The organism is Corynebacterium neomassiliense (genome assembly GCF_900626215.1).
Lineage (GTDB): Bacteria > Actinomycetota > Actinomycetes > Mycobacteriales > Mycobacteriaceae > Corynebacterium > Corynebacterium neomassiliense.
Window position 1 is genome coordinate 1,107,924 of the sequence record NZ_LR131106.1, and the last position, 24,261, is coordinate 1,132,184.

General features: G+C 65.8%; 20 protein-coding genes and 1 tRNA gene. 12 read left to right on the forward strand and 9 right to left on the reverse strand.

The window, feature by feature from the left end:
• The first annotated feature begins 84 nt into the window (after positions 1-84).
• The 3 genes from E0E18_RS04880 to E0E18_RS04890 are packed head-to-tail and all read left to right on the forward strand — an operon-like array spanning position 85 to position 4,035.
• The gene (locus E0E18_RS04880; RefSeq protein ID WP_066583561.1) at positions 85-858 is read left to right on the forward strand and encodes a DeoR/GlpR family DNA-binding transcription regulator; all 774 of its coding nucleotides are present in this window, start codon (positions 85-87) and stop codon (positions 856-858) included.
• Complete coding sequence (locus tag E0E18_RS04885; protein ID WP_110481141.1) at positions 855-1,847, forward strand: 1-phosphofructokinase family hexose kinase; 993 nt, start codon at positions 855-857, stop codon at positions 1,845-1,847. The genes E0E18_RS04880 and E0E18_RS04885 overlap by 4 nt, the downstream gene beginning before the upstream one ends.
• 40 nt (positions 1,848-1,887) lie before the next feature.
• Entirely contained in the window at positions 1,888-4,035 is a 2,148-nt protein-coding gene (locus E0E18_RS04890) for a PTS fructose transporter subunit IIABC (protein WP_130839525.1), read from the forward strand.
• 54 nt (positions 4,036-4,089) lie between these two features.
• Here E0E18_RS04890 and E0E18_RS04895 read toward each other — a convergent pair whose 3' ends face one another.
• The 4 genes from E0E18_RS04895 to E0E18_RS04910 form a co-directional block, all read right to left on the reverse strand.
• The gene (locus E0E18_RS04895; RefSeq protein WP_130839527.1) at positions 4,090-4,902 is read right to left on the reverse strand and encodes a helix-turn-helix domain-containing protein; all 813 of its coding nucleotides are present in this window, start codon (positions 4,900-4,902) and stop codon (positions 4,090-4,092) included.
• Positions 4,899-5,453, reverse strand: coding sequence for a type 1 glutamine amidotransferase domain-containing protein (locus E0E18_RS04900; protein ID WP_130839530.1), 555 nt, complete (start codon positions 5,451-5,453; stop codon positions 4,899-4,901). Before E0E18_RS04900 ends, E0E18_RS04895 begins: the two co-directional genes overlap by 4 nt.
• A gap of 131 nt (positions 5,454-5,584) precedes the next feature.
• Positions 5,585-6,469, reverse strand: a complete 885-nt coding sequence (locus tag E0E18_RS04905) for an SDR family oxidoreductase (RefSeq protein WP_130839532.1) — start codon at positions 6,467-6,469, stop codon at positions 5,585-5,587.
• 208 nt (positions 6,470-6,677) lie between these two features.
• A complete protein-coding gene (locus E0E18_RS04910; protein WP_066583589.1) occupies positions 6,678-7,346 on the reverse strand; it encodes a GNAT family N-acetyltransferase in 669 nt (222 codons plus the stop codon).
• 345 nt (positions 7,347-7,691) lie between these two features.
• Between E0E18_RS04910 and E0E18_RS04915 the strand changes: the two genes are divergently transcribed.
• From E0E18_RS04915 to E0E18_RS04940, 6 genes are all read left to right on the forward strand, one after another.
• Positions 7,692-8,576 carry an amino acid ABC transporter permease gene (locus E0E18_RS04915; RefSeq protein WP_066583592.1) on the forward strand — a complete coding sequence of 295 codons (885 nt, stop codon included), beginning with the start codon at positions 7,692-7,694 and terminating at the stop codon, positions 8,574-8,576.
• Positions 8,573-9,355, forward strand: coding sequence for an amino acid ABC transporter ATP-binding protein (locus E0E18_RS04920; protein WP_130839536.1), 783 nt, complete (start codon positions 8,573-8,575; stop codon positions 9,353-9,355). The genes E0E18_RS04915 and E0E18_RS04920 overlap by 4 nt, the downstream gene beginning before the upstream one ends.
• Positions 9,356-9,366: 11 nt before the next feature.
• Complete coding sequence (locus tag E0E18_RS04925; RefSeq protein WP_130839538.1) at positions 9,367-10,560, forward strand: ABC transporter substrate-binding protein; 1,194 nt, start codon at positions 9,367-9,369, stop codon at positions 10,558-10,560.
• A gap of 349 nt (positions 10,561-10,909) precedes the next feature.
• Positions 10,910-11,917, forward strand: a complete 1,008-nt coding sequence (locus tag E0E18_RS04930) for a hypothetical protein (protein WP_130839540.1) — start codon at positions 10,910-10,912, stop codon at positions 11,915-11,917.
• An 80-nt stretch (positions 11,918-11,997) separates the two neighbouring features.
• Positions 11,998-13,038, forward strand: coding sequence for a hypothetical protein (locus E0E18_RS04935; protein ID WP_130839542.1), 1,041 nt, complete (start codon positions 11,998-12,000; stop codon positions 13,036-13,038).
• Positions 13,039-13,238: 200 nt separating this feature from the next.
• On the forward strand, positions 13,239-14,627 hold the full coding sequence (locus E0E18_RS04940; RefSeq protein WP_130839545.1) for an alpha/beta hydrolase: 1,389 nt from the start codon (positions 13,239-13,241) through the stop codon (positions 14,625-14,627).
• Positions 14,628-15,006: 379 nt separating this feature from the next.
• On the opposite strand, the gene E0E18_RS04945 is transcribed toward E0E18_RS04940, so the two are convergent.
• Together E0E18_RS04945 and E0E18_RS04950 are read right to left on the reverse strand one after the other, a co-directional pair.
• Positions 15,007-15,080, reverse strand: a tRNA-Met gene (locus tag E0E18_RS04945).
• 215 nt (positions 15,081-15,295) lie between these two features.
• Positions 15,296-18,334: a UPF0182 family protein gene (locus E0E18_RS04950; RefSeq protein ID WP_130839547.1), complete on the reverse strand. Its 3,039-nt coding sequence runs from the start codon at positions 18,332-18,334 to the stop codon at positions 15,296-15,298.
• A 136-nt stretch (positions 18,335-18,470) separates the two neighbouring features.
• Between E0E18_RS04950 and E0E18_RS04955 the strand changes: the two genes are divergently transcribed.
• Positions 18,471-19,049 carry a PPA1309 family protein gene (locus E0E18_RS04955; RefSeq protein ID WP_066583612.1) on the forward strand — a complete coding sequence of 193 codons (579 nt, stop codon included), beginning with the start codon at positions 18,471-18,473 and terminating at the stop codon, positions 19,047-19,049.
• A gap of 30 nt (positions 19,050-19,079) precedes the next feature.
• Here E0E18_RS04955 and E0E18_RS04960 read toward each other — a convergent pair whose 3' ends face one another.
• Complete coding sequence (locus E0E18_RS04960) at positions 19,080-20,234, reverse strand: YlbL family protein (protein WP_130841219.1); 1,155 nt, start codon at positions 20,232-20,234, stop codon at positions 19,080-19,082.
• A 193-nt stretch (positions 20,235-20,427) separates the two neighbouring features.
• Between E0E18_RS04960 and E0E18_RS04965 the strand changes: the two genes are divergently transcribed.
• Complete coding sequence (locus E0E18_RS04965) at positions 20,428-21,912, forward strand: zinc-dependent metalloprotease (RefSeq protein WP_130839550.1); 1,485 nt, start codon at positions 20,428-20,430, stop codon at positions 21,910-21,912.
• Here E0E18_RS04965 and E0E18_RS04970 read toward each other — a convergent pair whose 3' ends face one another.
• Positions 21,913-22,482: a M48 metallopeptidase family protein gene (locus E0E18_RS04970; protein WP_130839552.1), complete on the reverse strand. Its 570-nt coding sequence runs from the start codon at positions 22,480-22,482 to the stop codon at positions 21,913-21,915.
• 164 nt (positions 22,483-22,646) lie between these two features.
• Here E0E18_RS04970 and E0E18_RS04975 point away from each other — a divergent pair, with 164 nt between their 5' ends.
• A complete protein-coding gene (locus E0E18_RS04975; protein WP_237559635.1) occupies positions 22,647-23,429 on the forward strand; it encodes a hypothetical protein in 783 nt (260 codons plus the stop codon).
• A gap of 190 nt (positions 23,430-23,619) precedes the next feature.
• On the opposite strand, the gene E0E18_RS04985 is transcribed toward E0E18_RS04975, so the two are convergent.
• On the reverse strand, positions 23,620-23,949 hold the full coding sequence (locus E0E18_RS04985) for a hypothetical protein (RefSeq protein WP_162620206.1): 330 nt from the start codon (positions 23,947-23,949) through the stop codon (positions 23,620-23,622).
• Between the last annotated feature and the right edge of the window lie 312 nt (positions 23,950-24,261).

The window sequence follows — 24,261 nt, forward strand, 5'->3', positions numbered from 1 at the left end:
GTCCCAAATTTTCCTTGACTATCCACGCATTTCCACAGATAATCACTTCTGAGAGCTTTTCACGAGGCAAGGAAGTGACCACGGATGTACGCCGAGCTGAGGCAGGACGCCATCGCCGAGGAGATCCTCTCCAGCGGCGGTATGTCCGTCACCGACCTCGCCGCACACCACGGCGTCTCCGTCGAAACCGTTCGCCGGGACCTGGTCGCACTGGAGAACGCCTGCCGGATCTCCAGGGTGCACGGCGGGGCGGTCCCTTACCGCAGGTCCGGGGGCAGGAGCGACACGGAGAACTCCGTCACCGAGCGTGAACAGCACTCCCGCGGTGCGAAGTCCCGGATCGCCGCCGCCGCCGCCGAACTTCTGCCCTCCACAGGATCGGTCATCGTGGACTCCGGGACGACCACCGCACTGCTGGCCGAACCGATCCTCGCCCTCCCCGAACTCGCCGTGGTCACCAACTCCCTGGTCCTCGCACACAACCTGTCCAGCGCCGACCACCGTCTCCTGCGCACGGTCGGAGGCCGGGTCCGGGGTGTCACCCAGGCCGTCGTCGGGGCGGACGCCGTCTCCGACCTCAGCCGGTTGCGCGCCGACGTCGCCTTCCTCGGTGCCAACGGTCTCACCGTGGAGTTCGGACTGTCCACACCCGACCCCTCGGAGGGGCAGACCAAAGCGGCCATGGTGCACTCCGCACGCACGAGAGTCGCACTGGTGGACGCCACGAAACTCGGCGAGGAACTGCTGTACTCCTTCGCCCGGCCGGCGGAGGTTGACATCCTCGTCACCGACGCTCCCGCCGAGCACCCTGTCATCCGGTCCCTCACCAGTCTCGGAATGGACGTGATCCACGCATGATCGTCACCGTCACCCCCAACCCCAGTATCGACCGCACCAGGGTCCTCGCCGGCCCCCTGACCGTCGGAGGTGTCAACCGGGTTGTCTCCGGTACCGACCAGGCCGGAGGAAAAGGGGTCAATGTCGCCACCGTCCTGCACCGGGCAGGTGAAGCAGTGCTCTCCGTCGTCCCCGCACCGGCCAGCGGCCGGTTCGCCGGGCTCGTCGCCGCGCTGGGCGTCCCCACACGGTTCACCGGGGGTGCGGACGCCAGGGTCAACCTCACCGTCGTCGACACCGACGGCACCACCACCAAGATCAACGAACCCGGCGGCACAGGCGGCGACGGGCTGCCGGACCCCGCAACACAGCTGCAGGCTGAACTGGGACGTCTCGGAGAAGAGGCGGCACCCGGTGACTGGCTGGTCCTCGCAGGCTCACTGCCCCCCGGATTCCCCGGTGACTGGTACGCGACAGTGACCTCGACCGCCCACGCCCACGGCCTGCAGGTCGCCGTGGACACCTCCGACACCCCCCTGACCGAACTCGTCAGAGTCGCCGGCACAGACCCTGCTGCGGCACCTGACCTGATCAAACCCAACTCCCACGAACTAGCCCAGATCCTCGGCGGAGAGTCCTCCGACGGCGACGCCATGGAGGCAGCGGCCGAGGCCGGTGACCTCACTGTCGTCGCTGACGCAGCCTGCCGCCTCACCGGACGGGGTTTCACCACGGTCGTGGTGAGTCTCGGAGCCGCCGGAGCGGTCCTCGCGGCCGACGGGCACGCCTGGTACTGCCCGAGCCCTGCGGTGGACGCCGTGTCCACTGTCGGTGCCGGGGACTCCACCCTCGCCGGCTATCTCCTCGGGACAGTCCGTGGACTGGAACCGTCGGAACGCCTGGCGCTCGCCGTCGCCCACGGATCCGCCGCCGTCACCCTGCCCGGCACCACCCTCCCCTCCCCCACGGACCTGCCGACGGTTCTGCCGGAACCCCGCCAGATCCGCTGAGCCACCACACCCCCGCCACACTTCACACCAGGAGCACATCATGACCACACCGACGAACACCCCCGACACCGGTGGACCGGACGCCGGGCGTCCCCTCCTCATCCCCGAACTCGTCTCCCTGGACGCCGGACTGCCGGCGGACAAGGACGTCGTCCTCACCACGCTGGCAGACCTGCAGGTCTCCGCCGGCCGTGCATCGGACGCCACCGTCCTGCTCGGCGACATCCACGCCCGCGAGGCACAGGCCGCCACGGGCCTTCCCGGCGGCATCGCAATCCCCCACTGCCGCACCACCGCGGTGGACGCCCCGTCACTCGGAGTCGCCCGACTGTCCAACCCCACCGACTTCGGGGCGGATGACGGGCCCGCCGACCTGGTGTTCATGATCCTGGCACCGGCCGGGGCAGGCAGAGAGCACCTGAAGATCCTGTCCACCCTGGCCCGGTCCCTGGTGAAGAAGGACTACGTCGAGGCACTGCGCTCGGCCTCCTCCGAGGAGGAGATCGTCGCGCTGGTCACCGAGAAGCTCAACGCGAGGAAGAAGAAGGCCGGGCCGTCGGCCGCGGCGTCCTCCACCGGCACCGCCGCAGGCAGCACCGGGAGAACCGGGGACGACGCAGACGCCGGAGAGGCCCCGACGAAGAAGGTCACGAAGATCGTCGGGGTGACCTCCTGTCCGACCGGGATCGCCCACACCTACATGGCGGCCGACGCACTCACCAACGCCGCCGCCAAACGGGACGACGTCGACCTCGTCATCGAGACCCAGGGCTCCTCCGGCAACGAGAAACTCACCGCCCGACAGATCGCCGAGGCCGACGCGGTCATCTTCGCCCACGGGGTCGCTGTCCGCGACATCGCCCGGTTCGCCGGGAAACCCGTCGTCGACGTGCCCGTCAAGAAAGGGATCTCCGACCCCGATGAGCTGCTCGACAGGGCCGTCGCCGCCTCCACGGCCGAGAACCCGAGTCGGGTCACCGCGTCCGGGGACGAAGAGGCCGGCGATGACACGGAGCAGAGCCCGGTCGGCTGGGGCACCCGTATCCAGCAGGCCGTGATGACCGGGGTGTCCTACATGGTCCCGTTCGTCGCCGCCGGCGGCCTGCTCATGGCTCTCGGGTTCCTCCTGGGCGGTTACAACGTCTCCAATGTCTGGGAGACGGCCGTCAAGGACTACTCCCTGTGGAACCTGCCCGGCCACCTCAGCTACGAGATGGACGGCAGCACCGAGGCCTTCACGTCCGACCGCTCCGGAATGCTCCTGTACCTCGGGGCGGTACTCTTCGGCGGGGGAACCACCGCCATGGGATTCCTCGTCCCCGCACTGTCCGGCTACACCGCGTACGCCCTGGCGGGCCGCCCCGGAATCGTCCCCGGGTTCGTCGGCGGAGCAATCTCGGTGACCGTCGGGGCCGGCTTCATCGGAGGCCTGATCACCGGCGTCATCGCCGGGCTGGCGGCACTGTGGATCCAGTCGTACAAGGCACCGCGTTGGCTCGCCTCGATGATGCCCGTGGTGATCATCCCGCTGGTCGCCACACTGATCACTGCGGCGTCGATGTTCCTCGTCCTCGGCCGGCCGCTCGCCGCGGTGATGGAGGGTCTCCAGAACTGGCTGACCTCCATGTCCGACGGCACCCCGTGGCTGCTCGGGATCGTCCTCGGACTGATGATGTGCTTCGACCTCGGGGGCCCGGTGAACAAGGCCGCATACCTCTTCGCCACGGCGGGACTGTCCACCGGCGATGACGCCGCACTGAAGATCATGGCCGCCGTCATCGCCGCCGGCATGGTTCCTCCGCTCGCCCTGGCCCTGGCCACTGCAGTCCGGCCCCACATGTGGACCCGTGAGGAACGCGAGAACGGCAAAGCTTCCTGGCTGCTCGGGGCGTCCTTCATCTCGGAGGGGGCAATCCCCTTCGCCGCGGCGGACCCGTTGCGCATCATCCCGTCGATGATGGTCGGTGGAGCCGTCACCGGTGCGCTCAGCATGCAGTTCGGGGCAATGAGCCGTGCCCCGCACGGCGGATTCTGGGTCGCACCGCTGATGGACAACGCCTGGGGCTTCGTCATCGCCGTGATCGCGGGCACTCTCGTCTCCGCGGTGACGGTGCTCGTCGTCAAACAGGTCACGGCCAGGAAGGACGCCACGAAATCCGGTGACGCGACGTCCCCGGTGCCCGCCTGAACCCCCACCCCCGGCGTGGACGCACACCGGACGGACGGTGGGAGAGCCGGCAGGTCACCGATAGATCACCAGTGACTGCTCCGGGTCATCCGGGGCGGTGACAGTGATGTAGCGGCACGTCCGCACCCTGCCGTCGATGCTCACCCGCCAGCTGCCCGACGTGTTCTCGTACGGTTCGTAACAGGTCCACAGCCGACGGAATGCAGGGTCCCCGAGCAGCCTCGCGACAGTGGACACCAGATTCTCCGTCGCAACACCCGTGGCCATCTTCATGTGGACCAGCCCGGTCACCTCCGCCGCCTTGTCCCTCCAGTCGACGTACACCCTGCGGCTGAAGCCCCGGTAGGCCGGGGAGAACATGTAGTCGACCAGTGACACCTGCGACGGAGCCTCCCCCGAGCCGGGAAACATGATCTCTCGGGTGCGCGCGTCGGCGAGCACGAGTCCGAGGTCACGGTCGAGCAGATGCCGCATGGTCGCGTCCGGAAACTGTGCCGCAACCTCGTCGAGGGTTGATCTTGCCCGCCCGCTCTCCTGCGCAGTGGTGCGGGTGACCGGCGCAACAGCATCACCGAACAACAGTCCGAGGTAGCGTCGGTCCAGGTCACTGAGCCGGAGGGCGTCCATGATGTTCTCCAGGACCGCCGGTGACGGGTTCAGCATCCTGCCCTGCTCCAGTTTGACGTAGTAGTCCATGCTGATCCCGGCGGCCCACGCGACCTCCTCCCGACGCATACCGGCGACCCTGCGGTCACTCACCGGATCGAAGACCGGCGAAGCAGGATCGGGGTCACGCCGAGCCCTGCGGTCGCGGAGGAAACCGGAGACGGCGTCCTTCCGGTAGTTCCCCGTGTCAGGGACGGTCATTCATCCTTCACCCGTGCGTCCCTGGCCTCGGAGGCCGCCCGAATGAACGCCGGCAGATCGTCCGGGGTACGGGAGGTCACGAGGGTGAACCCGTTGGTGGGGTCCACCGACACCTCTTCGTCGACCCAGGTTCCTCCCGCGTTGGTCACGTCGACGGCGAGGCTGGGATAGGAGGTCAGGGTCTTACCGACGACAAGGTCTGTGCTGACCAGGAGCCACGGTCCGTGGCAGATGGCTGCCACGGGGATTCCCGCGGACGCCGCCCCCCGGACGATCCTCTGGGCGTCCGGGTCGGTGCGCAGGGTGTCTGCGTTGACGGTACCGCCGGGAATGACCACCAGGTCGTAGTCGGACGCCGCGACCTCGGCCAGGGTGGTGTCACTGTCGACCACGGGCCCCTCAGCCCTGTCGCCGACCACGGTACGGATCTCACCGCCGTCGACGGAAGCTACCGTGACAGGCACGTCCGCTTCCCTGAATGCTTCGATCGGACGTCGGATCTCGTCGGTTTCGGTGCCGTAGTTGGTGGAGATGATGAGTACTCCGGTCATGTTCAGCTCCTCTGCTGTGACGTTCGGTTCGGTGGCCCCGATTCTGGTGGCCCGGATCCCGGCAGCCCGGATTCTGCTGGCCCGGATCCCGGAGGTCCGGTTTCCGGCGGTCCACCTTCCTGTGTACCCGGTCAGCCGTGGTTCTGCACCGGGGTGTACGGCTCGATGTCGAAGGCGGTGTCCACCAGCTCCGGACGGGTCCCGTCATTCAGGGTCCGCGACCACTGTGCATCGACCTGGTCGCGGACACTGTCGACCGTGTCCGCAGGAAGCACGTGCCGGTACATCGTGTCTCTGCCGGTCAGGACCTCGACACTGACGTCGACCACCTCGGCGGGATCGTACTGTTCGTGGGGGAAGGCGAGTCTGGTGTAGTCGTACAGTGACGGGGCCTTTTCCGGGGCCTTTTCTGGGGCCGTGCCGCTCCCCCAGGACTTCCAGCCCTCGAACATCATGTCGTTGAATCCGGTGAGGTACGGGCCCGGGTTCACCGTCGCAACTGTGACGCCGAACTCGGCGAGCTCCTGGTCGAGTGCGTCGGCGAAAGCCTCGACGGCGTGCTTCGACCCGGCGTACGCGCCGGTGAACGGGTCCACCGTCAGTCCCGCGACCGAGGACATGAACACGATCCTGCCTGCTCCTTTCTCGACCATCTGCCGGGCGATGCCCTGGGTGAGCAGCACCGGGCCGAAGACGTTCACCTCGAACTGACGGCGGAGGACATGGGCGGGGATGTCGACGGTGGAGCCACCCTCGGCGATGCCCGCGTTGTTGAACAGGACGTCGACATCCCACCCGAGCGCCTTCTCGCGGTCCGCACTGTCGGTCACGTCGAGTTTCTCCGCCCGCAGTGTCACACCCCGGCGCCGGGCCTCCGCTCTCAGGGCCGTGACCTGCGGGGCAATCTCAACTCCCGCGATCACGTCATGCCCTTCTGCCGCGAGACGGAGAGCGATCTCGGCACCGAATCCGCTCCCCGCTCCGGTGATGAGGTAGGTCTGGGCTGCAGCGTCCATGGCGTCCTTCTTCCTGTGGTCGTCGTACTGCGGCGTTCTTCTTACGGCGTTCTTCCCGCAGTGTCAGTTCCGACCGGTCACGATGCCGGCAGGTACAGGTCCAGTGTGTGTCGGCGGACGCCCGCCTGTCCTGGGACTGTCGGTACCACCCTGTGCCCGGGGCACCCCGGCTCCCCGCGGGAAGGTCACACAGTCCCCGGAGGACGCCTCACTCCGCCGGCACCGCGGTACCCCGGGAACGGTGCTCCGGCCTGTCCACCCCACCCAACCGCACGGCCGGTCGTTCACGCCATCGGTAGGTCGCCGCTACCGCGGCACGTTGGCGGGCGGCGCGGTCCGCCAGTTCCGGGCCCACCCTCTCAGACACTCCGGGGCCCGGGGATCGGCCCTGCAGCTCCTTCTCGAACGCCAGGTGGGCGATGTCCTCCCAGTTCGCGTCGAGGTCGAACAACGGGGTGTACCCCAGAGACCGGTACAGGCCCACCGCCTCCGGCTGCCGTGGCCCGGTGGTGAGGTAGATGCGCCGGTAGCCCCGGTCTGCCGCAGCCGCCTCCAACGCGGCCATCACCCGGCGCGACAGTCCTTCCCTCCGGTGGGACGACGATGTCCACACTCTCTTGACCTCGGCAGTCTCCTCGTCGAGGTACATGAAGGCACCACCGGCGACAGTCTGACCGTCGCGTCGGACCAGCAGGAGGGTACCGAGGGGTTGCTCGAACACCAGGGGAGGGAACAGGTCCAGTTCTTCGGGGGCGTCCTCGTCGCGGGCGAAGCCCTCGTAGTCCTCGTACCGGGAGGCGTACTCGAGATCCAGCTCTGCGACCAGCGGGGCGGCCTCGGGGGAATCTGTCCCGGCGACAATGATCGTGTCAGTCATGGCGCACAGCCTAACCCCGGAGGGGTCCGGCATGTCCCCGGTTCCACTCCGTAGTTTCACTCCGAACGATTCATAACCTGTGGATTCCTTGCCCCTGTGCACGGCCTGTCCTTAGTGTGAGCGCCCATGACACTCACCGGAACCGCCCCACCCGGGAACCCAGGACCTAATCCAGAAGCCAGCCCAGAAGTCGGCCCAGAAGTCGGCACGGAGTCAAGACCGGGCACACCACCCGCCCCCGCTGACCACGCACAGGCGCTCACCGTCGTCCGGCAACGGCACTGGTGGCGGTGGGGTGTCTCAGTCCTTGTCCTGTTCCTCCTGGCGCAGTTCATCTGGTCGCTCGTGACGACCCCCAACTACCGGTGGGACGTCTTCGCCCGCTACATCTTCGACCCCGCCATCCTCGCCGGACTGCGCCTCACGCTCGAACTCACTGCGGTGTCCATCCTCGGCGGATTCGTACTCGGTGGCGTCCTCGCGGTCTTCCGGCTCTCGGATTCGGCGGTGCTCAATGCCGCGGCCGCGGGCTACATCTGGTTCTTCCGGTCGGTACCGATCCTCGTGCAGATCCTCATCTGGTACAACCTCGGCTACCTCTACCCCACCCTCGGACTCGGAACACCGTTCACCGGCGACCACTGGCTCGTCGAGTTCCAGACCACCTCGCTGATCTCCGCCTGGTTCGCCGCCGCCCTGGGACTCACCCTCCACCAGGCCGCCTACTCCTGCGAGATCATCCGGGGCGGAATCCTCTCTGTCGACCAGGGCCAGTGGGAGGCTGCGGCCGCACTGGGCATCCCGGCAGGACGCCGCTTCTTCCGCATCATCCTGCCGCAGGCCGCACGGGCGATCGTCCCCAATGCGTTCAACGAGATCATCGGACAGATCAAGGGCACTTCTGTCGTCTTCATCGTGGCACTGCCGGAGCTGTTCTACACCGTCCAGGTCATCTACAACCGCAGTTCAACCCCGATACCGCTGCTCATGGTCGCCGTGGCCTGGTACGCGGTGTTCACCACGGTGCTGTCCGTCATCCAGTTCTACGTCGAGCGCCGCTACTCCCGCGGAACGCAGAGAACACTTCCCCCTACTCCCTGGCAACGGACCCGCAGGGCCGTCACCGCATGGTGGCGTTCGCTCGACGACAGGGACGGCAGGAGCGACCGGGACGCGGGCACCGGCAACACCGAGCACACCGAGCACACCGAAAGCACGGTGAGACCATGACCACCACAACTCCGGTTCAATCCGGGAGGATAGTGATCGACAAGGTCTCCCGGAGCTTCGCGGGACACCGGGTGCTCACCGACGTCTCCCTCACCGTCGAACCAGGCGAGGTCGTCACGCTCATCGGGCCCTCCGGGTCCGGGAAGTCGACCCTGCTGCGCACCATCAACCACCTGGAGACGGTGGACTCCGGCTCCGTCACGATCGACGGAGAGTACATCGGCTACCGGCGCCACGGCGACCGGCTCCACGAGCTGCCCGCCCGCGAAGTCCTTCGACGGAGGACACGTGTAGGCATCGTCTTCCAGAACTTCAACCTCTTTCCCCACCTCACTGCGGCAGAAAACATCGCAGAGGCTCCCGTGGCACTCCACCGTCTCCCGAAGGACGCCGCATTGGCCCGGGCGGCCCAGCTCCTCGCCGATGTCGGTCTGGCGGACAAGGCACACCACTACCCCCGCCAGCTCTCAGGCGGTCAGCAACAGAGGGTCGCCATCGCCCGCGCCCTCGCACTTGACCCCGACGTCCTGTTGTTCGACGAGCCCACCAGTGCCCTCGACCCGGAACTCGTCGGCGACGTACTGGCCGTGATCCGTGGCCTCGCCGACTCGGGCACGACACTGATCATCGTCACCCATGAGATCGGCTTCGCCAGGGAGGTGTCCGACCGGATCGTCTTCCTCAGCGACGGGGAGATCATCGAGGACGGCCCCCCGGAGCAGGTTCTCACCCACCCGACCCACCAGCGGACCCGACGCTTCATCGACAGCATCCTGTGAAAAGAGACACCATGACCACTCCACACAACTCCCCTGATCCGTCCGACCCGAGCACCGGAGCCACGGGCTCTTCTGCCACGCCTCCCGCGTCCCCGGCGTCCCCACAGAACTCCCGGCGGGAGTCACCGCGCGGGAACCCGGCTCCCCGGACGCGCAGGAGCAGGTTCAGCGGAAGGCAGAGGGCAGTACTCGCAGGCGGTGGCGTCATCGTCGCGGCCCTGGTCGCCGGCGCAGTCACCGTCGCCGTCAACTCCGGTGGGGTTGACTCCACCGCTGCCGAACCGACCCTCGCCTCCGGCTCCACAGGGGCAGCCGGGTCATCAGGCTTCGACATCAGCTCCCGTAACGCCGCCGAGCGACCCAGGACGGATGCGGTTCCCGACGCCGTCGAACAGCTCCGCGCCAGCGGATTCACCCCGGTCAACCCCGGCAAACTCACTGTCGCCTCCAACCTCGGCGCCGCCCCGCTGGGCATCCTCGCCGAGGACGACAACACCACTCCCCTGGGCAGTGAAGTCGACTTCGCCCAACTCATCGCCGACGGGCTCGGACTGGAACTCAATCTCGTGCCGGTCAGCTGGGCAGACTGGCCTCTGGGGGTTTCCTCGGGAAAGTACGACCTGGTCACCTCCAACGTGACCGTCACCGAGGAGCGACTCGACATCTTCGACATCGCGACCTACCGGCAGGATCTCCTCGGCTTCTACGTGAAATCCGGCTCGGAGCTCGACGACGGCCGGCAGATCACCGACTCCGGAGGAATCAGTGGCCTGACCATAGCGGTCGGTTCAGGGACCAACCAGGAGGAGGTACTGCTCCGCTGGAACGAGGAACTGAAGTCCGACGGCAGACCAGAGGCTCACCTGGTGTACTACGACGACACCGCTGCTGCTCAGCTGGCATTGGCGTCAGGACGCATCGACGCCACCTTCGGCCCCAATGCCCAGGGTGCGTACTCCTCCAGCAACACCGGCGAGACGGTCCTGGCAGGCATCGTGCCGGGAGGTTGGCCCAGATCGGCCGACATCGGAGCCGCGACGAAGAAAGGCAACGGACTGATCGAGCCGGTGGCCACCGTCCTCCGGGCAGCACAGTCCGACGCGAACGGGAACCCCTACCGGAAAATCCTGGACCGTTGGGGACTCGCGAATGAAGCGGTCAGCGAGGTCAATGTGAATCCCCCGGGTCTGCCCCGCACTGCCTGACCTGCAGCGCCACCCGCATCCTCCTGCGCCGGCCTGCAGGTCGGCCGGCACAACCCCGCGAGCTCTCCGGCCGACGGCATGACCGCCGCTCCCCGGACAGCGGGTGCACCTACTGCCGCCCTGCCCTCCGCCAAACCCCGCTGAAAGAGCACCCCCAAAAAGGCAGTTATCCCTGTGACATCTGTCACAGGGACTTCTCTGTGGTCTCTCCAGTACGGATGACCCATATTTACGAGACCAACCTACCATACGTGTCAAGTTAACTCTCCGTGTGGGCTTCCCGTCAGATGCCGGGCAGGCAAAGATGAACACGCCAAGACGTTCCGGGATCACTCCAGGGAGAGTTTTCATGCCTATCCGACGAATCACCGCACTATGTGCCGTCACCACCGTCAGTACGCTGGCACTGACTTCATGCTCTGACGGCCCCGAAATACCCGCCAACAACTCCCCGTCAACCGTGAAGACACCGGCAGTCGCTGACGAAGAGGAATACTCGAGCAGCCCTGAGGTGCGCAGACGCCAGGAGAACTACGCTGAACTGACCTTCGTCGCCCCCGGTGAGATGATCGCAGGGGAAGCCGCTGTTCCCGATTCACCCCACGAAGACCACCGAAGGTCCCCCGCGCCCGAGGTGTACACCAGCATTGACGAAACCGTGACAGAGATCGACCTCTCTGAAAAGTTCACGGCGTCATCCGTCACATGCTTCAACGGCAGGTTCGTCTTCGATTCTTCCATGGTGTACGACGTCACCAGATACGTGGAATACCGCGACAGAACCAACGGGCGCGGTCCTGACACTCCCGCCTACCGGACACCGGTGGGCCCGCTGGTACAGAACTTCGATGCCACCACCTTCAGTTCAGATACGGACGAGGCCTGGACAGACACCCGGCTCATTCCAGAGGACTCACCGGTGAAAGACCGGTGGGGTGTGGAAGAACTGCTGAAGATGATCGTTGTCGGGAGAACAGTCACCGCACCGTCAATCATGGCCGGAACACCGCAGCCGGTAAGAACGGAAGACGGCAGACCTGCCATCGAGTCTTTCGACAACGAGAACCTCCCTGTACCAGGCTATCTGGGGCTGACGGTGACCAGTGCAGACGACCTCAGACGGGCAGGTGAGCTCTATCAGGCCGGAACAATGATCAAGGAAGCCAGGCCGGTCAGGGAAGGGGACACCTACTTCATCCCCGTCGCCACCTGTTTCGACTCCCGATTGTTCGGTGACATCGGACCGGGACAGGAGTTCGCGGTAAAAGGTACTGAACCTCATGTGAGCAAGGAGAACAGGGCCGACCCGAGCTTCACACAGGAGAAGCCCGCCTGGCGTGTCAGGCTCGGCGGATGACCTGTCCTGACGATCTATCTGTCGTCCTCATCTTCCATCCGTGACCTCTGTTTTTCTGACGCCGACCACCAGGAAAGAAAATGCTGAAGACAATCACTCTCGCCGCGGCCGTTCTCACCACTGTCAGCCTCGCAGCATGCAGCTTCCCAGCTCCCGACCACCACGAATCCGTTGTGTCGGACACGACCTCCTCCCCCGGCCGGGAGGACCCCGGGCCGCACCCCACCACGGGAGCACACACACCTGCTCCTGAGCAGGATTCAGGAGGGGAACCGCTGTCCTCCTCGTACTCCGAGGTGCTGAAGGGTGCGCCGGCAGGGACCCGTTACGCTCTCGAGGACGTCAGCGGTGACGGGAAGCCGGAACTGCTGCTCCGGACCCCGGACATAACCGGTGTCCGCAATGACGTCGCGCTCGTCGAAGTGTTCGACACGCAGGGGAGAAAGCTTGACACCGGATCGTTCTACGACGGTGCCGCATCTGCCGGGGGTGGCCGTTATGAGCTCGCCGCCACCTCAGACGGCACCGGACTGCTGATGACCTCGTGGATGTCGATGAATCCGGAGACCACCACAGAGCTGTGGACGCTGAATAACGGAACTCTCCGTACCTCCGACCGGTCGTGGTCGTACACGATGACCGACCCGTCACTCGGCCCGGTCGCCAACGCTCCTGCTGAACTCGCGGCGATGATGAGGCCCGTCACCTGGTCGGACAGCCCCACCGCACCGGTCGGGCAGCCGACCGCAGTGACCGGTACATCCGGATCAGCCGTCGCGCTGAATCCGACCGCCCCCGGCACGCAGATCGGTGACACCTGCGGCTACGCGGACGGAGCGACAGTCACGGCAGGAGACTCCACCTCCTGCGGCTTCGCCATGGCTGTGGCACGCGCCGCCCTGTCGACCCGGTTCGGCCCGGACACTGTTTCGCCGGCAGATGTCACGGGGTACGCCGGAATCGCCGATGTGACAGCGTCAAGCCCGACCAACGGACAGACTTACACCATGTCCTGCGGAATCGGATCTGCCGGAAACGCAGTCACATGTAACGGTGGTAACAATGCCTCCGTAAGAATCCAGGAACCTGGCAACGGCACCCTGCTCCACCTGACCGACTGACCCAGCCCGCACCGTCCCCGTCACCACCTGTGGGTGACGGGGACCGTGCGGTGACGTACCTGTCCGGAGTTCCGCGAGGTGACAGCTCTTCACCAGACGCCGTCGCAGTCTCCGTGTCTGATATTCTCCTGAGGAACCCAGCACGGTCGTGAGAATCCCCGGAGTTCACGGCCCTCCACCTGATATCTCCTGAGGAAACAATGCTCCGTCACGTCTGCTCCCGTGTGGCTTCAGCTGTCATCGCCACCGCCCTGCCACTGTCCGTCGGCGTCGTCACCGGCGCCGGATCCGGATCCGCAGTGGCCGGTGAGCCGCAGCCCGCCATGACAGTCAACAGCGCAAAATCAGCTGTTCCCGGCTCCCGGTTCAGCGGTTCCGCGCAGATCGACGGCCCCTTCGCAACCCGGGCCGACGCCGAGGCGGACGGATATGTCGACGAGGCGAAAGCCGAGTGGCGCGACCTCGTCTACCACGCTGAGGCCGGCAGCGACCTCAGGGAGGGTTCGTCGTGGGAGGCAGGTGACCGGTACTCCCGCATGGAGGAGCTGAAGGTCACTTCCCGGGCGATGGGCGGCAGGGAGATCCCTGTGGTCACGATCAAAGCCAGGAACAACCCGGAGTCTGCTCCGACGTTGTACCTGCTCAACGGTGCCGACGGCGGTGAAGGAGAGGCCAACTGGCTCAAGCGGACCAGTGCCGTCGACTTCTACGGCGACCGCATCGGGGACGTGAACGTGGTCATACCGATGGCAGGCGCCTACTCGTACTACACCGACTGGCAGGAACCGACATCCAGCCTGGACACAGACGCACACGGCGTCGGCACGACACAGAAGTGGGAGACCTTCCTCACCCAGGAGCTTCCCGGACCGGTGGAGAAACACCTGGGCACGACCAGTGACAGGCGTGGAATCATCGGACTGTCGATGTCCGGGTCGACCTCACTGGTGTACGCCGAGAAGTATCCGGGGTTCTACAGCGCGGTCGGGGCATATTCGGGGTGCGCAGCCACATCGGGTGAGTTCTCCCGGGCCACGCAGATCGTCCTGAACCGAGGTGACGCCACATTCAACCAGATGTGGGGAGATCCCGACGGGACTGTCGCACTGGAGAACGATGCACTGGCCAACGCGGACAGGCTGGCCGACCAGCACAACATCTACGTGTCCTCTGCCACCGGGCTGCTGGGTGAACACGACGTGACCTCAGGTGATGTCCTTGACGGAAGAGCGTACGAGATGATCACACCGTTGACGGACGGCTTCGCCATTGAAGCGGGGAGCAATGTGTGCACCCATCTGCTCAAGTCGGCGACAGACGCCCACGGAATCACCGAAGCCTCGAACAACCTGGTGTACAACATCCGGGAGACCGGAACTCACCAGTGGGCGTACTGGCAGGACGATATGTGGGAGTCCTGGCCGGTCATCGCCGCAGGACTGGGTCTGGACGTCGACGAGGCCCGGACGGACGCCGCGGCTGCCCGGACAGAGTACCTTCAGGCAAACCCGGGCCGCGGAGCTGAGGGGTCAACGCCCGTATCCTCACTGCCGTCGTTTTTTGACGCCGTGGAACAGGCTTTCTCCTAAGGAAATGCTCCTGAGACGGCGTAGCCTTCCCTACCCCGGCGTCTGACACCGTCCGCTTAGAGCCCCGCCCCGGTACCAGAACTTCGGCAAGTCCGGACAAGTATCCGGTGACGGGACAGGGGCCTCTCCTGGGACACGCACGGCACTGCATCAGTCACCGGTTGTCGGCGCCGGTGACCGTAGCCTGGCGCTGTCTCCGGCTGGCAGACACGCGGTACCGACCCGAGGAATGCCGCGATGCGAACACCGCTTGCGGTGCCCGGAGATTGCGACGGTTATCTCCACCGTTCTCCGCCGGATAAAGGGTCCACGAAGAATGGTCCGCATACAGAAGTGCAGGCCACCGGTTTTATCCGGTGACCTGCACTTTCTTACTTTGTAGCGGGGGCAGGATTCGAACCTACGACCTCTGGGTTATGAGCCCAGCGAGCTACCGAGCTGCTCCACCCCGCGACGGGTAACTGATGATGACCGGAACTCTCCGTCCCGCTCTCTCAGCGACTCCCATAGTGTAGCGAACCCGGGGATCAATGTGAAATCACCAGGTCAGCGGGAAGAATCTCGGACAACGCCGGCTACACGGGAGAGTCCGGGCCCCTGGTGGCCCGGTACGACCCGGGCCATCACCCACGGACCCCGACGAATTCACCGGTCATCCTCAACAGCTTCTACTGCACTGCCGCAATAGCAGCGTCGAGCTCATCGAGTGCCTTGCCGAACTCCTCGAATGTTCCGCTCTCCCTGGTCTGCTGCACAGCTGCCATGGCATCGTTGATCCGCTTCATCTGGTCCGCCGTCGGAGTGGCCGTGCCACCGGCCTGGGAACCTCCGCCGGTCGACCCCGAGCCTGTGGAACCGGATGCACCGGAACCCGATCCGGTGGAACCGGAATCCTGCCCGGTCGACGAACTGTCCCCGGAACCAGATCCCGAGGAGCTTCCACCCGACTCGGCGACCTCGGTCACGGCGTCCGGATCGATTCCCACCTGCTGCAGTGCCTCGGCCACAGTCGGTGCATATCCGACCGAGCCGTTGTAGCTCACGAGCACGCGCAGGAGCTTCGGGAACGCCGAGGCCTGGTCCTTACGCTGGGAGTAGACAGGCTCGACGTACAGGATCTGGCCGTCACCGACCGGCAGTGTCAGGAGATTACCGTTGGTGAGCGTGTTGGAACCCTGCAGCAGAGTCCTCTCCCGGGCGATCTCGTCGGAGGACATCATGGTGTCCTGCGCCTGTCGCGGTCCCTGCGTCTGGGTGTTGGTCGGCAGTACCCGGACATGGATCCGGCCGTACGTCGCAGGATCGGAACTCACCGACATCTGCGCCGCCAGGTACTCACGACGCAGCCCGCGGAACGGGGTGATCAGCTGGAAACTGGGGCGGTTGGTCTCAGGGTCGGTCGCCACCACATGGTACGGGGGCTGCGCGAGCTCCTGGCGTCCCTCAGGCGCCGTCGGGTCCGAAGGCACCGACCAGAAGGCGTCATTGGTGAAGAACACCCCGGGATCGTCGACATGGTAGCGGGCGATGAGTTCCCTCTGGACCTTGAACATGTCTTCCGGGTACCGCAGGTGGGCGTTGAGCTCGTCGCTGATCTCGCTCTTGTCCTTGACTACACCGGGGAAGACCCCTTCCCACGCCTTGAGGACCGGGTCGGACTCGTCGAACTCGTAGAGGTCGACGGATCCGTCGTAGGCGTCCACCACGGCCTTCACCGAGTTCCGGATGTAACTCACGGAATTGGACACCGCGTTCTGCTGTGCCGCCGGATCATTGTTCACGGCGTCCTCCGTCGCGGAGTCCAGCTGCGTCCGTTCGGCGTACGGCAGATCCTTCAGCGTCGTGTACCCGTCGACGATCCACTTGATCCTGCCGTCGATGACCACCGGGTAGGTCTTCGAGTCCGTGGTCAGCCACGGGGCGACCTTGTGGACACGCTCGCGGGGGTCGCGGTCATAGAGGATCTTGGAGTCTGAGCCGATGACGTCGGAGAGCATCAGGTTCATCGACTGGAACTTCGCGGCGTACATCGCCCGGTTGAAGATATTTGACACGTCCACGCCGCCGGAACCCGAGTACGTGTAGTTGCTGGTGTCAGTGTCATACTCACCGTCATTGCCGGAACCGTCGTCGCCGACGACGGCGTAGTCCTCACTCGGATTCACCGAACCCGAGATCACCGGACCGAAGTAGATTCTCGGCTGCTCGAGGTCCAGGTCGAGTTCCCCGCCCTGGTCCCCCTCCATGTGCTGGAGGTCGGCAACGGTGTACACGGGGTAGCCGCCGCGGGCGGACCCGACGTCACGGGCAACCTCGTCAACCTTGTTCGCCGGAGCTGCGATGAACCCGTTCCCGTGGGTGTAGACGGTGTGCCTGTTGATCCAGTCCGTCTGGTTGCCGGACAGTGAGTTCGGGTCGATCTCACGGGCGGCGACAACGAAGTCCCTCATCTCACCGTCGACGTTGTAGCGGTCAACCGCCAGCTCCGTCGGGAATCCGTAGAAGTTGCGCAGCTGCTGCTGCTGGGTGAACGTGGGCGACAGGATCTCCGGGTCAAGCAACCTGATGTTCGACAGTGTCGCGGCGTCATCGGCGATGGAACGACGCTCACTGGCAGAGCCGGTGGTCTCTCCACCCCAGTTCTGCTCATAGGTCACGTTGTCGTCACCGATACCGTAGGAGTAGCGGGTGGACTCGATGTTGCGGGCGATGTACTCGCGTTCCTTCTCGGCACGGTTGGGTGTCACCGAGAACTGCTCCATCACCGCAGGCCAGCCGACTCCGATGGCCAGGGAGGAGACCACCATCAGCACCACGGCGAGTGCCGGGAGCCGGAGATCCCTCAGGACCAGGGTGCCGAAGAACATCACGGCGACGAAGATCGACACGATGAGCAGAAGAATCTTCGCCGGCAGGACAGCGTTGATGTCCGTGTAGGAACCACCCGTGAACGTGGAGTGGTCCTTGTTCAGCAGCCCGTAACGGTCGAACCAGTAGTCGGCCGCCTTCACCAGCATGAAGATGCCCGCGATCACGGCCAGCTGCCGGAGAGCGGGGGCCCCGATCTTCGCCTTCTCCCCGGTGCGGGGGTTTCCTGTGGTGATGGTCCCCAGGAGGTAGTGGGCCACAAGGTTGACCAGGAAGGCGACGATGACGAGCACCGTCAGTGTCGACAGCACGTACTGGTACAGGGGCAGGGAAAATGCGTAGAAGCCCAGGTCCTTGTTGAACTGGGGGTCCTTGACTCCGAAGTCTCCGCCGGAGAAGAACAGCCGCACCGTCCTCCAGTTGCCCTGTGCGACCATGCCCGCGACCACCGCGACGATGACGGGGATGATCACCAGGAACGGTCGCAGGGACCTTCTGATGGCGGGCCGGTGCTCGGCGAGGGGGGAGGACGCCTCCAGTCCGGCAAGGGACTCCGGACTACGGTCCGAGCTCCGGTAGGCCGCGAAGGCCGCGCCCCAGACGATGAGGCCGGACAGGACAGCGAACACCGCGAACAGTGCCACCCGGGTGAGGATCACCCCCCAGAACACCTTGGGCATGTCGACCGACTGGAACCACCGGAGTTCCGTGTAGTTCGAGACGAAAACGGGGACGAGGAACACGAGCGCCGCGAGGACGACCGCGATGATCCCCAGGATCCTGGCTCTACGGCCGGGTGCGGGGAGGTCTTGGAGGGACGGGACTGACGGTAATGACAAGGGTGCGCTCTTCTCCTGGCGCCGACCGGCGGTCGCTGCAGAACGCAGGGCGACGGTCGGGCGACGGTGGACGTCCGGGGGTCATTGCCTAGAATACCTACCGACCGGACAGCGGCGAACGAGGCAGGGACATCAGATGAACAACAGTCACTCAGGAATCGACTACCGCAGCGACATTCGCCCGCTCAACGCCGCCCTGAGAGAGGCCGTCGATTTCGTCCACGCCGAGGGATGGGACCGTCCACCGACACTGTTTGCACTGGTCCCGGCCCATCTCGTCCAGGACACTCTCGCCGCAGGCGGACAGGACCTCGACACCGACCACCACCCCCTCACCCTCGTCGTCCAGGACGAACTGCCCGACCACCTTCTCCCCGGATCCGAGGAACTCGGTGACTACATCGCCTCGGCGCGGTGGCCCTCCCCTGTAGTCGGGGCGGTGCTCGCCCAGGAGATCATGTTCAGCAATGCCGCTCCCGGCGCGGACCCCTCACCCCTCCCTGCCCGGTTGTTCTCCGGAATCATCGACGGAGGCCCGGAGCGCACACTGGTCCAGCTGCGGCCCACCCCGGAGGAGCTCGAGTCCGACCCCTTCGCCCAGGACCGGGTGCAGCTGCTCGGCGGCGAGAACCTCGCCCCCGGCGTCATCGCCGCGCTCCGCACCTCTTTCGAGGACGCCGGAGACTCCGACGGCGGTCCCGGTCACCTGCTCTGAGCGAACCGTGACCGACCCCAGCGCACCGGGTCAGCTGCAGGTCTCGGCGTCCTGACCTGCGTTACGGGCGTCCAGTGCCTTCACCGCACCGTCGAGCGAGTCGACGGCGAGCAGGGTGATGTCACCGTCGTAGCTCTTCGACGTGGCCTCGTCACAGTTGCCCCGGGGCACCAGGAAAACTGTGGCTCCGGCGTGCTCTGCGGCGGCGATCTTGTGGGTGATTCCTCCGATCGGCCCCACTGTCCCGTCCGCGTCGATCGTGCCCGTCCCTGCCACGAACTCACCGCCGGACAATTCCCCGGGTGACAGCTTGTCCACCACCGCCAGCGAGAACATCAGGCCGGCCGAGGGCCCCCCGATGTCCCGGAGGTTGTAGCTGACGCGGATGCCGTCGGCCGGCTGGGCGACCATCGTCACCCCCAGGTAGGCCCTGCCGTTGCCGCCGCTGGCGGCCTCGACGTCGGCGTCCCCCTGCAGTTCCTCGGGCATCTCCCCGAGGGTGACCTGCTCGGTGACGTCACGACCGTCCCTGCGGATGCCCAGCGTGACCTCGTCCCCGGGCCTCTTACCCCCGATGGCGTCGGAGATGTCGGAGGGAAGTGTCACCTTGTCGCCGTCCACCGAAGTGACCACGTCATTGGTCTTCACCGTTCCGTCGGCGGGGGCACCGTCACTGACGTCGTAGATCACGGTCTCAAGCGGGCGACCGAGATGGTTCATCGCCGCGACCGTGGCATTCGACTCAGACGAGGCGAACGCCGCCGCATTCTGGCGCGCAACCTCATCGGCCGAGGAGTTCGCCGGAATGACGGTCTCCAGGGGGACGACGGTGTCATCGCTGGCGAGCCACCTGCCCATCATCTGCGGCAGGGTCATCTTCGTGCGAACCGCGACGGTGGTCATGTTGAGGTTGCCCGAGGTCTGGTCGAGCTCGTCCCCGTCCACCCCGGTGATGTCGACGACCGGCACACCGTCGACCTCCCCCAGCGTGTTGAAGGTGGGCCCCTCCCCCTCCGCTGCGAACGGGACGGTGAGGTCGACATCGGTCCCGGGGATCCTCGTCATCCCTGTCAGTGCGAACAGGACCACCACCGGCAGTGCACCGACGACGATGGTCCTGGTTCGACGCCGGGAGCCGGGGACCGGTGCAGTGCTCGCAGTACTTCGGAACTTCACCCGTACCATCCTACCGTGGTCCACGGGTGCCTCCCGTGGCGGTCCGTACCGACCGTGACCGTGCCGCACCCGGGTCGCGTGCGGGGTGGGGTGCAGGCCCGTGTGCGGGTCACCTGTCCCGGCCCCACCTGTTCGCTGTCAGCGCACGCCCCTGGCCGTCCGCCGGCACCATCGCCGTCCGCGGCGCAGGTAGGCTCGGGACATGAGCAATTACGGATTCGGCTTCCACGGCTCCAGTGACGACAACGACGGTAACGACGACGGGGCCGACCGGAACAACGGCAACGGCAGGAACGGCGGCGGGAACGGCCGGAACGGCCGGGACAGCGGAGGGAACGACGACCCCTTCGGTTTCGGCGCCAACCCTTTCGGCTTCCTCTTCGGCGGCCAGGGCGGCCCCGGCGGCCCCGGTCAGCAGGGGCCCGGAATCGGCGACATCCTCGGCCAGTTCGGGGCGATGCTCAGCGGTTTCGGCAGGGACATGAACTCACCGGACGCGCAGGGACCGGTGAACTACGCCCTGGCCGGCAGGATCGCCCGCCAGCAGATCACCGGGCCCGCGGCCCGCAACCCCTCCGTCCACGATTCCCAGGCCGTCGCCGAGTCCGTCCGACTGGTCGAACTGTGGCTCGACGAAGCCACGGTCCTGCCTGCCGGGGCGACCGGATCCACAGCCTTCTCCGCCGAGAAGTGGCTGGAAGAGACCATGCCACGGTGGCGGCGGATCATCGACCCGCTGGCGTCCCAGCTCGGGGACGCCACACTCTCCGGCCTGCCGGAGGAGGCCCGCGCGCAGCTCGGCCCCATGGCAGGCATGCTCAGCCAGATCAACGGCATGAACTTCGGGATGCAGCTCGGTCACGCACTCGGTGAACTCGCGAAGGAGGTGTCGATGTCGACCCAGTGGGGAATCCCGCTGGCCGAAGGCACCGTCGCCGCCGTCGCCACGGGACGCCTCGACGACCTGTCGAAGAAACTCGGTGCAGAGCGCCGGGAGACCCTCATCTACCTCGCCGCCCGCGAGGCCGCCCACCTGCGTCTGTTCCGGCACGTCCCGTGGCTGGTGGAGAGGCTGATCCTCGATGTGGAGGAGTTCGCCACGGGGCTCTCCCTCGACAACTCCGCGTTGGAGGAGGCCACCCGCGAGTTCAACCCCGAGATGATGGGCGACCCCGCCAAGATGCAGGAGATGATGGAGCGGCTGCAGAACCAGGATCTCGCCCCCAAAATCGTCTCCTCCACCGACCATGCCCGGATCCGCCTGGAGACCAGCCTCTCCCTGGTCGAAGGATGGGTCGACGTTGTCGTCGGTGACGCCCTGGGCACCAGGCTTCCCGCCACGGCGGGGATCCAGGCCGCATGGTCGGTGTTCCGTGACACGACGCAGCCGGGCATGGCGATGCTGTCCAGGACTGTGGGGATCAACCTTGCTGCCCCCAAGGCGACCCAGGCCGCGGACCTGTGGTCCCGCCTGACCTTCGCCGTCGGCAAGGAGCGCAGGGACCAGGTGTGGAACCACCCGGACTTCCTTCCGGTGGACTCCGACCTCGACGCTCCGGCGGAGTTCATCGACTCGATCCTGGCGGAGAACGAGGGCCGCGACTTCGACCCGATCAGCGAGATCGAGAAGCTGGAACGCGAGCGCGGCAAGGACGACAGCGACGGTGACAAAGGAGACGGACGGTAGTCACTTTCCGGTGGGGGCCCACCTGCTGTAGGCCTCGAGATAGCCTGCGGCCCGGTCCGCGAGAGGGGCTTTCGCCGCCCACTTCCTGAACTCCGGACCGTGGTCCGGGACCCAGGTGTGCACCAGCTCGTGGATGAGCACCGAATCCAGGACGTACTCGGGAACGTCCCTCAGCCGGGACGAGATCCGGATCCGTCCCGAATCCACCGAACAGCTCCCCCACCGTCGGTTCATGTTCGTCACCCACTTCACGCTGGTGAAGGACGCCCTGCCCTCGAGAAACTTCTGGTTGAGGGTCCGCGCCCGCCGCATCAGGGACTCGTCGTCACCGGACTGGGATGCCCCGGTGTGTCTCCTCCTGACCTTGTCCACGAGCTCCCGTGTGCTGGCGCGCAGTTCCCCTGCGCCCATCGACATCGGGGCCAGCACCACGACATGCCCCGCCTCCATCCGCGCGGCAATGGTCCGACGTCTCCGCGCGGAGAGCCGTATCTCCACGTCCGGGGCGAACTCCGCTATCACGGCCTCCTGTGCTGCCGTGGGACGGTTCCGGGACTGTCGGGTGCTCATCACGTCCTCTACACTGGGCGCACGTACTGGGGGCGTTCTGAGGGGGACTCTACATGACCGGGTGCCAGAGACCGGGTAAACAGCGGCAGCCACATCTGCTGCTTCAGCTCAGGGAGGGAACCGACCTGATACTCAGGACACGGAGTCATCTCCAGTTCGGAACCGTGCCCGCACATTCCCTCGTCCTCGGACTTCCGGAGGAGGTCAGTGTCGACCAGGTTCACCAGGTCATGCGTGAACTGCGACGTCCAATGTCCGAGAAGACGGTGCACCGTCTCCTCGGGTACTGCGGTATCCCGGCCGTGCACGCCCGCGGGATCGTGGAGGAACTCCTGGTCGCGGGAATCCTTCACAGGCGGCCGGCCCGGTTCCACTCCACCGTCCATGTACTGGGACCCGCGATCCACGCCCGGGCGGTGCTCCGGCATCTCCGCGCCCTCGACATCCCGTCTTCGCCGATTTCACCGACGAATCCCGCATTCGGCCGCCTCTCACCCTCAGATCTGGTGGTGATGGCGGGAATGCTCTTTCCCCCGGCCGACATCAGCTACCGCCTCATGGACCTCGGGGTTCCCCATCTGACCTGCGGTGTCGTGGACGCCCGGGTGTCCGTGGGGCCACTGGTCCTGCCCGGGGTGACCGGGTGCCTCGCCTGCCTGGACGCCGCGGCACTGACAGAGGACGGCCGGTGGCGGACCGTGCGTAACCAGTGTATCGACGGCAGGACGCCCACCGCCGACCGTCTCGTCGAGTTCACCGCCGGCATGGTCGCCGGACTCGTCCGCGAAGTCCTCGTCGCACGCCGTCAGAACAGTGCGCAGCAGACCGAATGGACCGTGCCGGGACCGTTGACCGGTCGCAGCTACTTCGATCCCCTCACCCTTCAGGTCGGCATGACGGCACTGTCCCGGCATCCGGGGTGTGCGGCATGCGCCGTTGCGCCATGAGTTCTCTTCGGACGGTCAGATGAACAGTGGACCGGGCAGGGCGAACAGACCAGCAGCCGGCCCCCGGAGAACTTCCATGTTCACCACGAGGTCTTTCACGGAGAACCGGAACGCAGAAGTGGTACCGGCTGCGGCGGTCGCAGCTCCGACATAGGAGGCGTCCTCACTGTGACCGCCGGAGGGACGCCCATCAAACTCGTCGACGGCCGACTGGGACAGCCAGCACCCACAGAGCAACAACACCGACGACGGTGGCCGTAAGGCCGGCGATGTTGATCTCACTGTCGTCCAGGAAGAACCAGGAGCCGAAGCCCGCACCAGCGATTACTGAAGCAATGCTGAAGAACACACCAGGCAGATTCCTCACGGTAAACGCCACGAGGAAGCCGACAACGGCACCGACCACACCCACCACGGCACCGGCCACAACGAGGAATCCGGTATCCACCCCGGCTCCGACGAACATCGCTGCGAGCCCCGCGGTCACTGTCGCCACCGCAGCCCGTGAAGGGGATCTCATCGTCTTCATACTGCGCTACCCCTAAAAGTACGATGCGGCGGTGACCGCAGCATAGTACACGTTAGCGGTTGCTTCACATGATGTCCGAACCGAACTGGCCCCGTAAGTTGCCCTACAGTTAGCCTTCATGTTGTTCTTGAGCGGCGCATCACACGCTCGATTGTGGTAACCGGCCCGCTCGATACACATGTCGTGAATCGCACAGGGTCCATGGAAAGGTGCATTCTTCCCAAATGGATTCGGGAACTCATCAGGCGACTTCGTGCAGTAGTCATGGAGACTACCCCGTGACGAATTGTAGATATAGTTGGA

Bases quoted from the DNA above. Each gene is read 5' to 3' on its own strand.
- E0E18_RS04930 (WP_130839540.1), top strand. From the start codon at position 10,910: ATGCCTATCCGACGAATCACCGCACTATGTGCCGTCACCACCGTCAGT.
- E0E18_RS04905 (WP_130839532.1), bottom strand. From the start codon at position 6,469: ATGGACGCTGCAGCCCAGACCTACCTCATCACCGGAGCGGGGAGCGGA.
- E0E18_RS04880 (WP_066583561.1), top strand. From the start codon at position 85: ATGTACGCCGAGCTGAGGCAGGACGCCATCGCCGAGGAGATCCTCTCC.
- E0E18_RS04965 (WP_130839550.1), top strand. From the start codon at position 20,428: ATGAGCAATTACGGATTCGGCTTCCACGGCTCCAGTGACGACAACGAC.
- E0E18_RS04985 (WP_162620206.1), bottom strand. From the start codon at position 23,949: ATGAGATCCCCTTCACGGGCTGCGGTGGCGACAGTGACCGCGGGGCTC.
- E0E18_RS04895 (WP_130839527.1), bottom strand. From the start codon at position 4,902: ATGACCGTCCCTGACACGGGGAACTACCGGAAGGACGCCGTCTCCGGT.
- E0E18_RS04955 (WP_066583612.1), top strand. From the start codon at position 18,471: ATGAACAACAGTCACTCAGGAATCGACTACCGCAGCGACATTCGCCCG.
- E0E18_RS04910 (WP_066583589.1), bottom strand. From the start codon at position 7,346: ATGACTGACACGATCATTGTCGCCGGGACAGATTCCCCCGAGGCCGCC.
- E0E18_RS04970 (WP_130839552.1), bottom strand. From the start codon at position 22,482: ATGAGCACCCGACAGTCCCGGAACCGTCCCACGGCAGCACAGGAGGCC.
- E0E18_RS04900 (WP_130839530.1), bottom strand. From the start codon at position 5,453: ATGACCGGAGTACTCATCATCTCCACCAACTACGGCACCGAAACCGAC.
- E0E18_RS04890 (WP_130839525.1), top strand. From the start codon at position 1,888: ATGACCACACCGACGAACACCCCCGACACCGGTGGACCGGACGCCGGG.
- E0E18_RS04935 (WP_130839542.1), top strand. From the start codon at position 11,998: ATGCTGAAGACAATCACTCTCGCCGCGGCCGTTCTCACCACTGTCAGC.
- E0E18_RS04885 (WP_110481141.1), top strand. From the start codon at position 855: ATGATCGTCACCGTCACCCCCAACCCCAGTATCGACCGCACCAGGGTC.
- E0E18_RS04920 (WP_130839536.1), top strand. From the start codon at position 8,573: ATGACCACCACAACTCCGGTTCAATCCGGGAGGATAGTGATCGACAAG.
- E0E18_RS04925 (WP_130839538.1), top strand. From the start codon at position 9,367: ATGACCACTCCACACAACTCCCCTGATCCGTCCGACCCGAGCACCGGA.
- E0E18_RS04960 (WP_130841219.1), bottom strand. From the start codon at position 20,234: ATGGTACGGGTGAAGTTCCGAAGTACTGCGAGCACTGCACCGGTCCCC.
- E0E18_RS04940 (WP_130839545.1), top strand. From the start codon at position 13,239: ATGCTCCGTCACGTCTGCTCCCGTGTGGCTTCAGCTGTCATCGCCACC.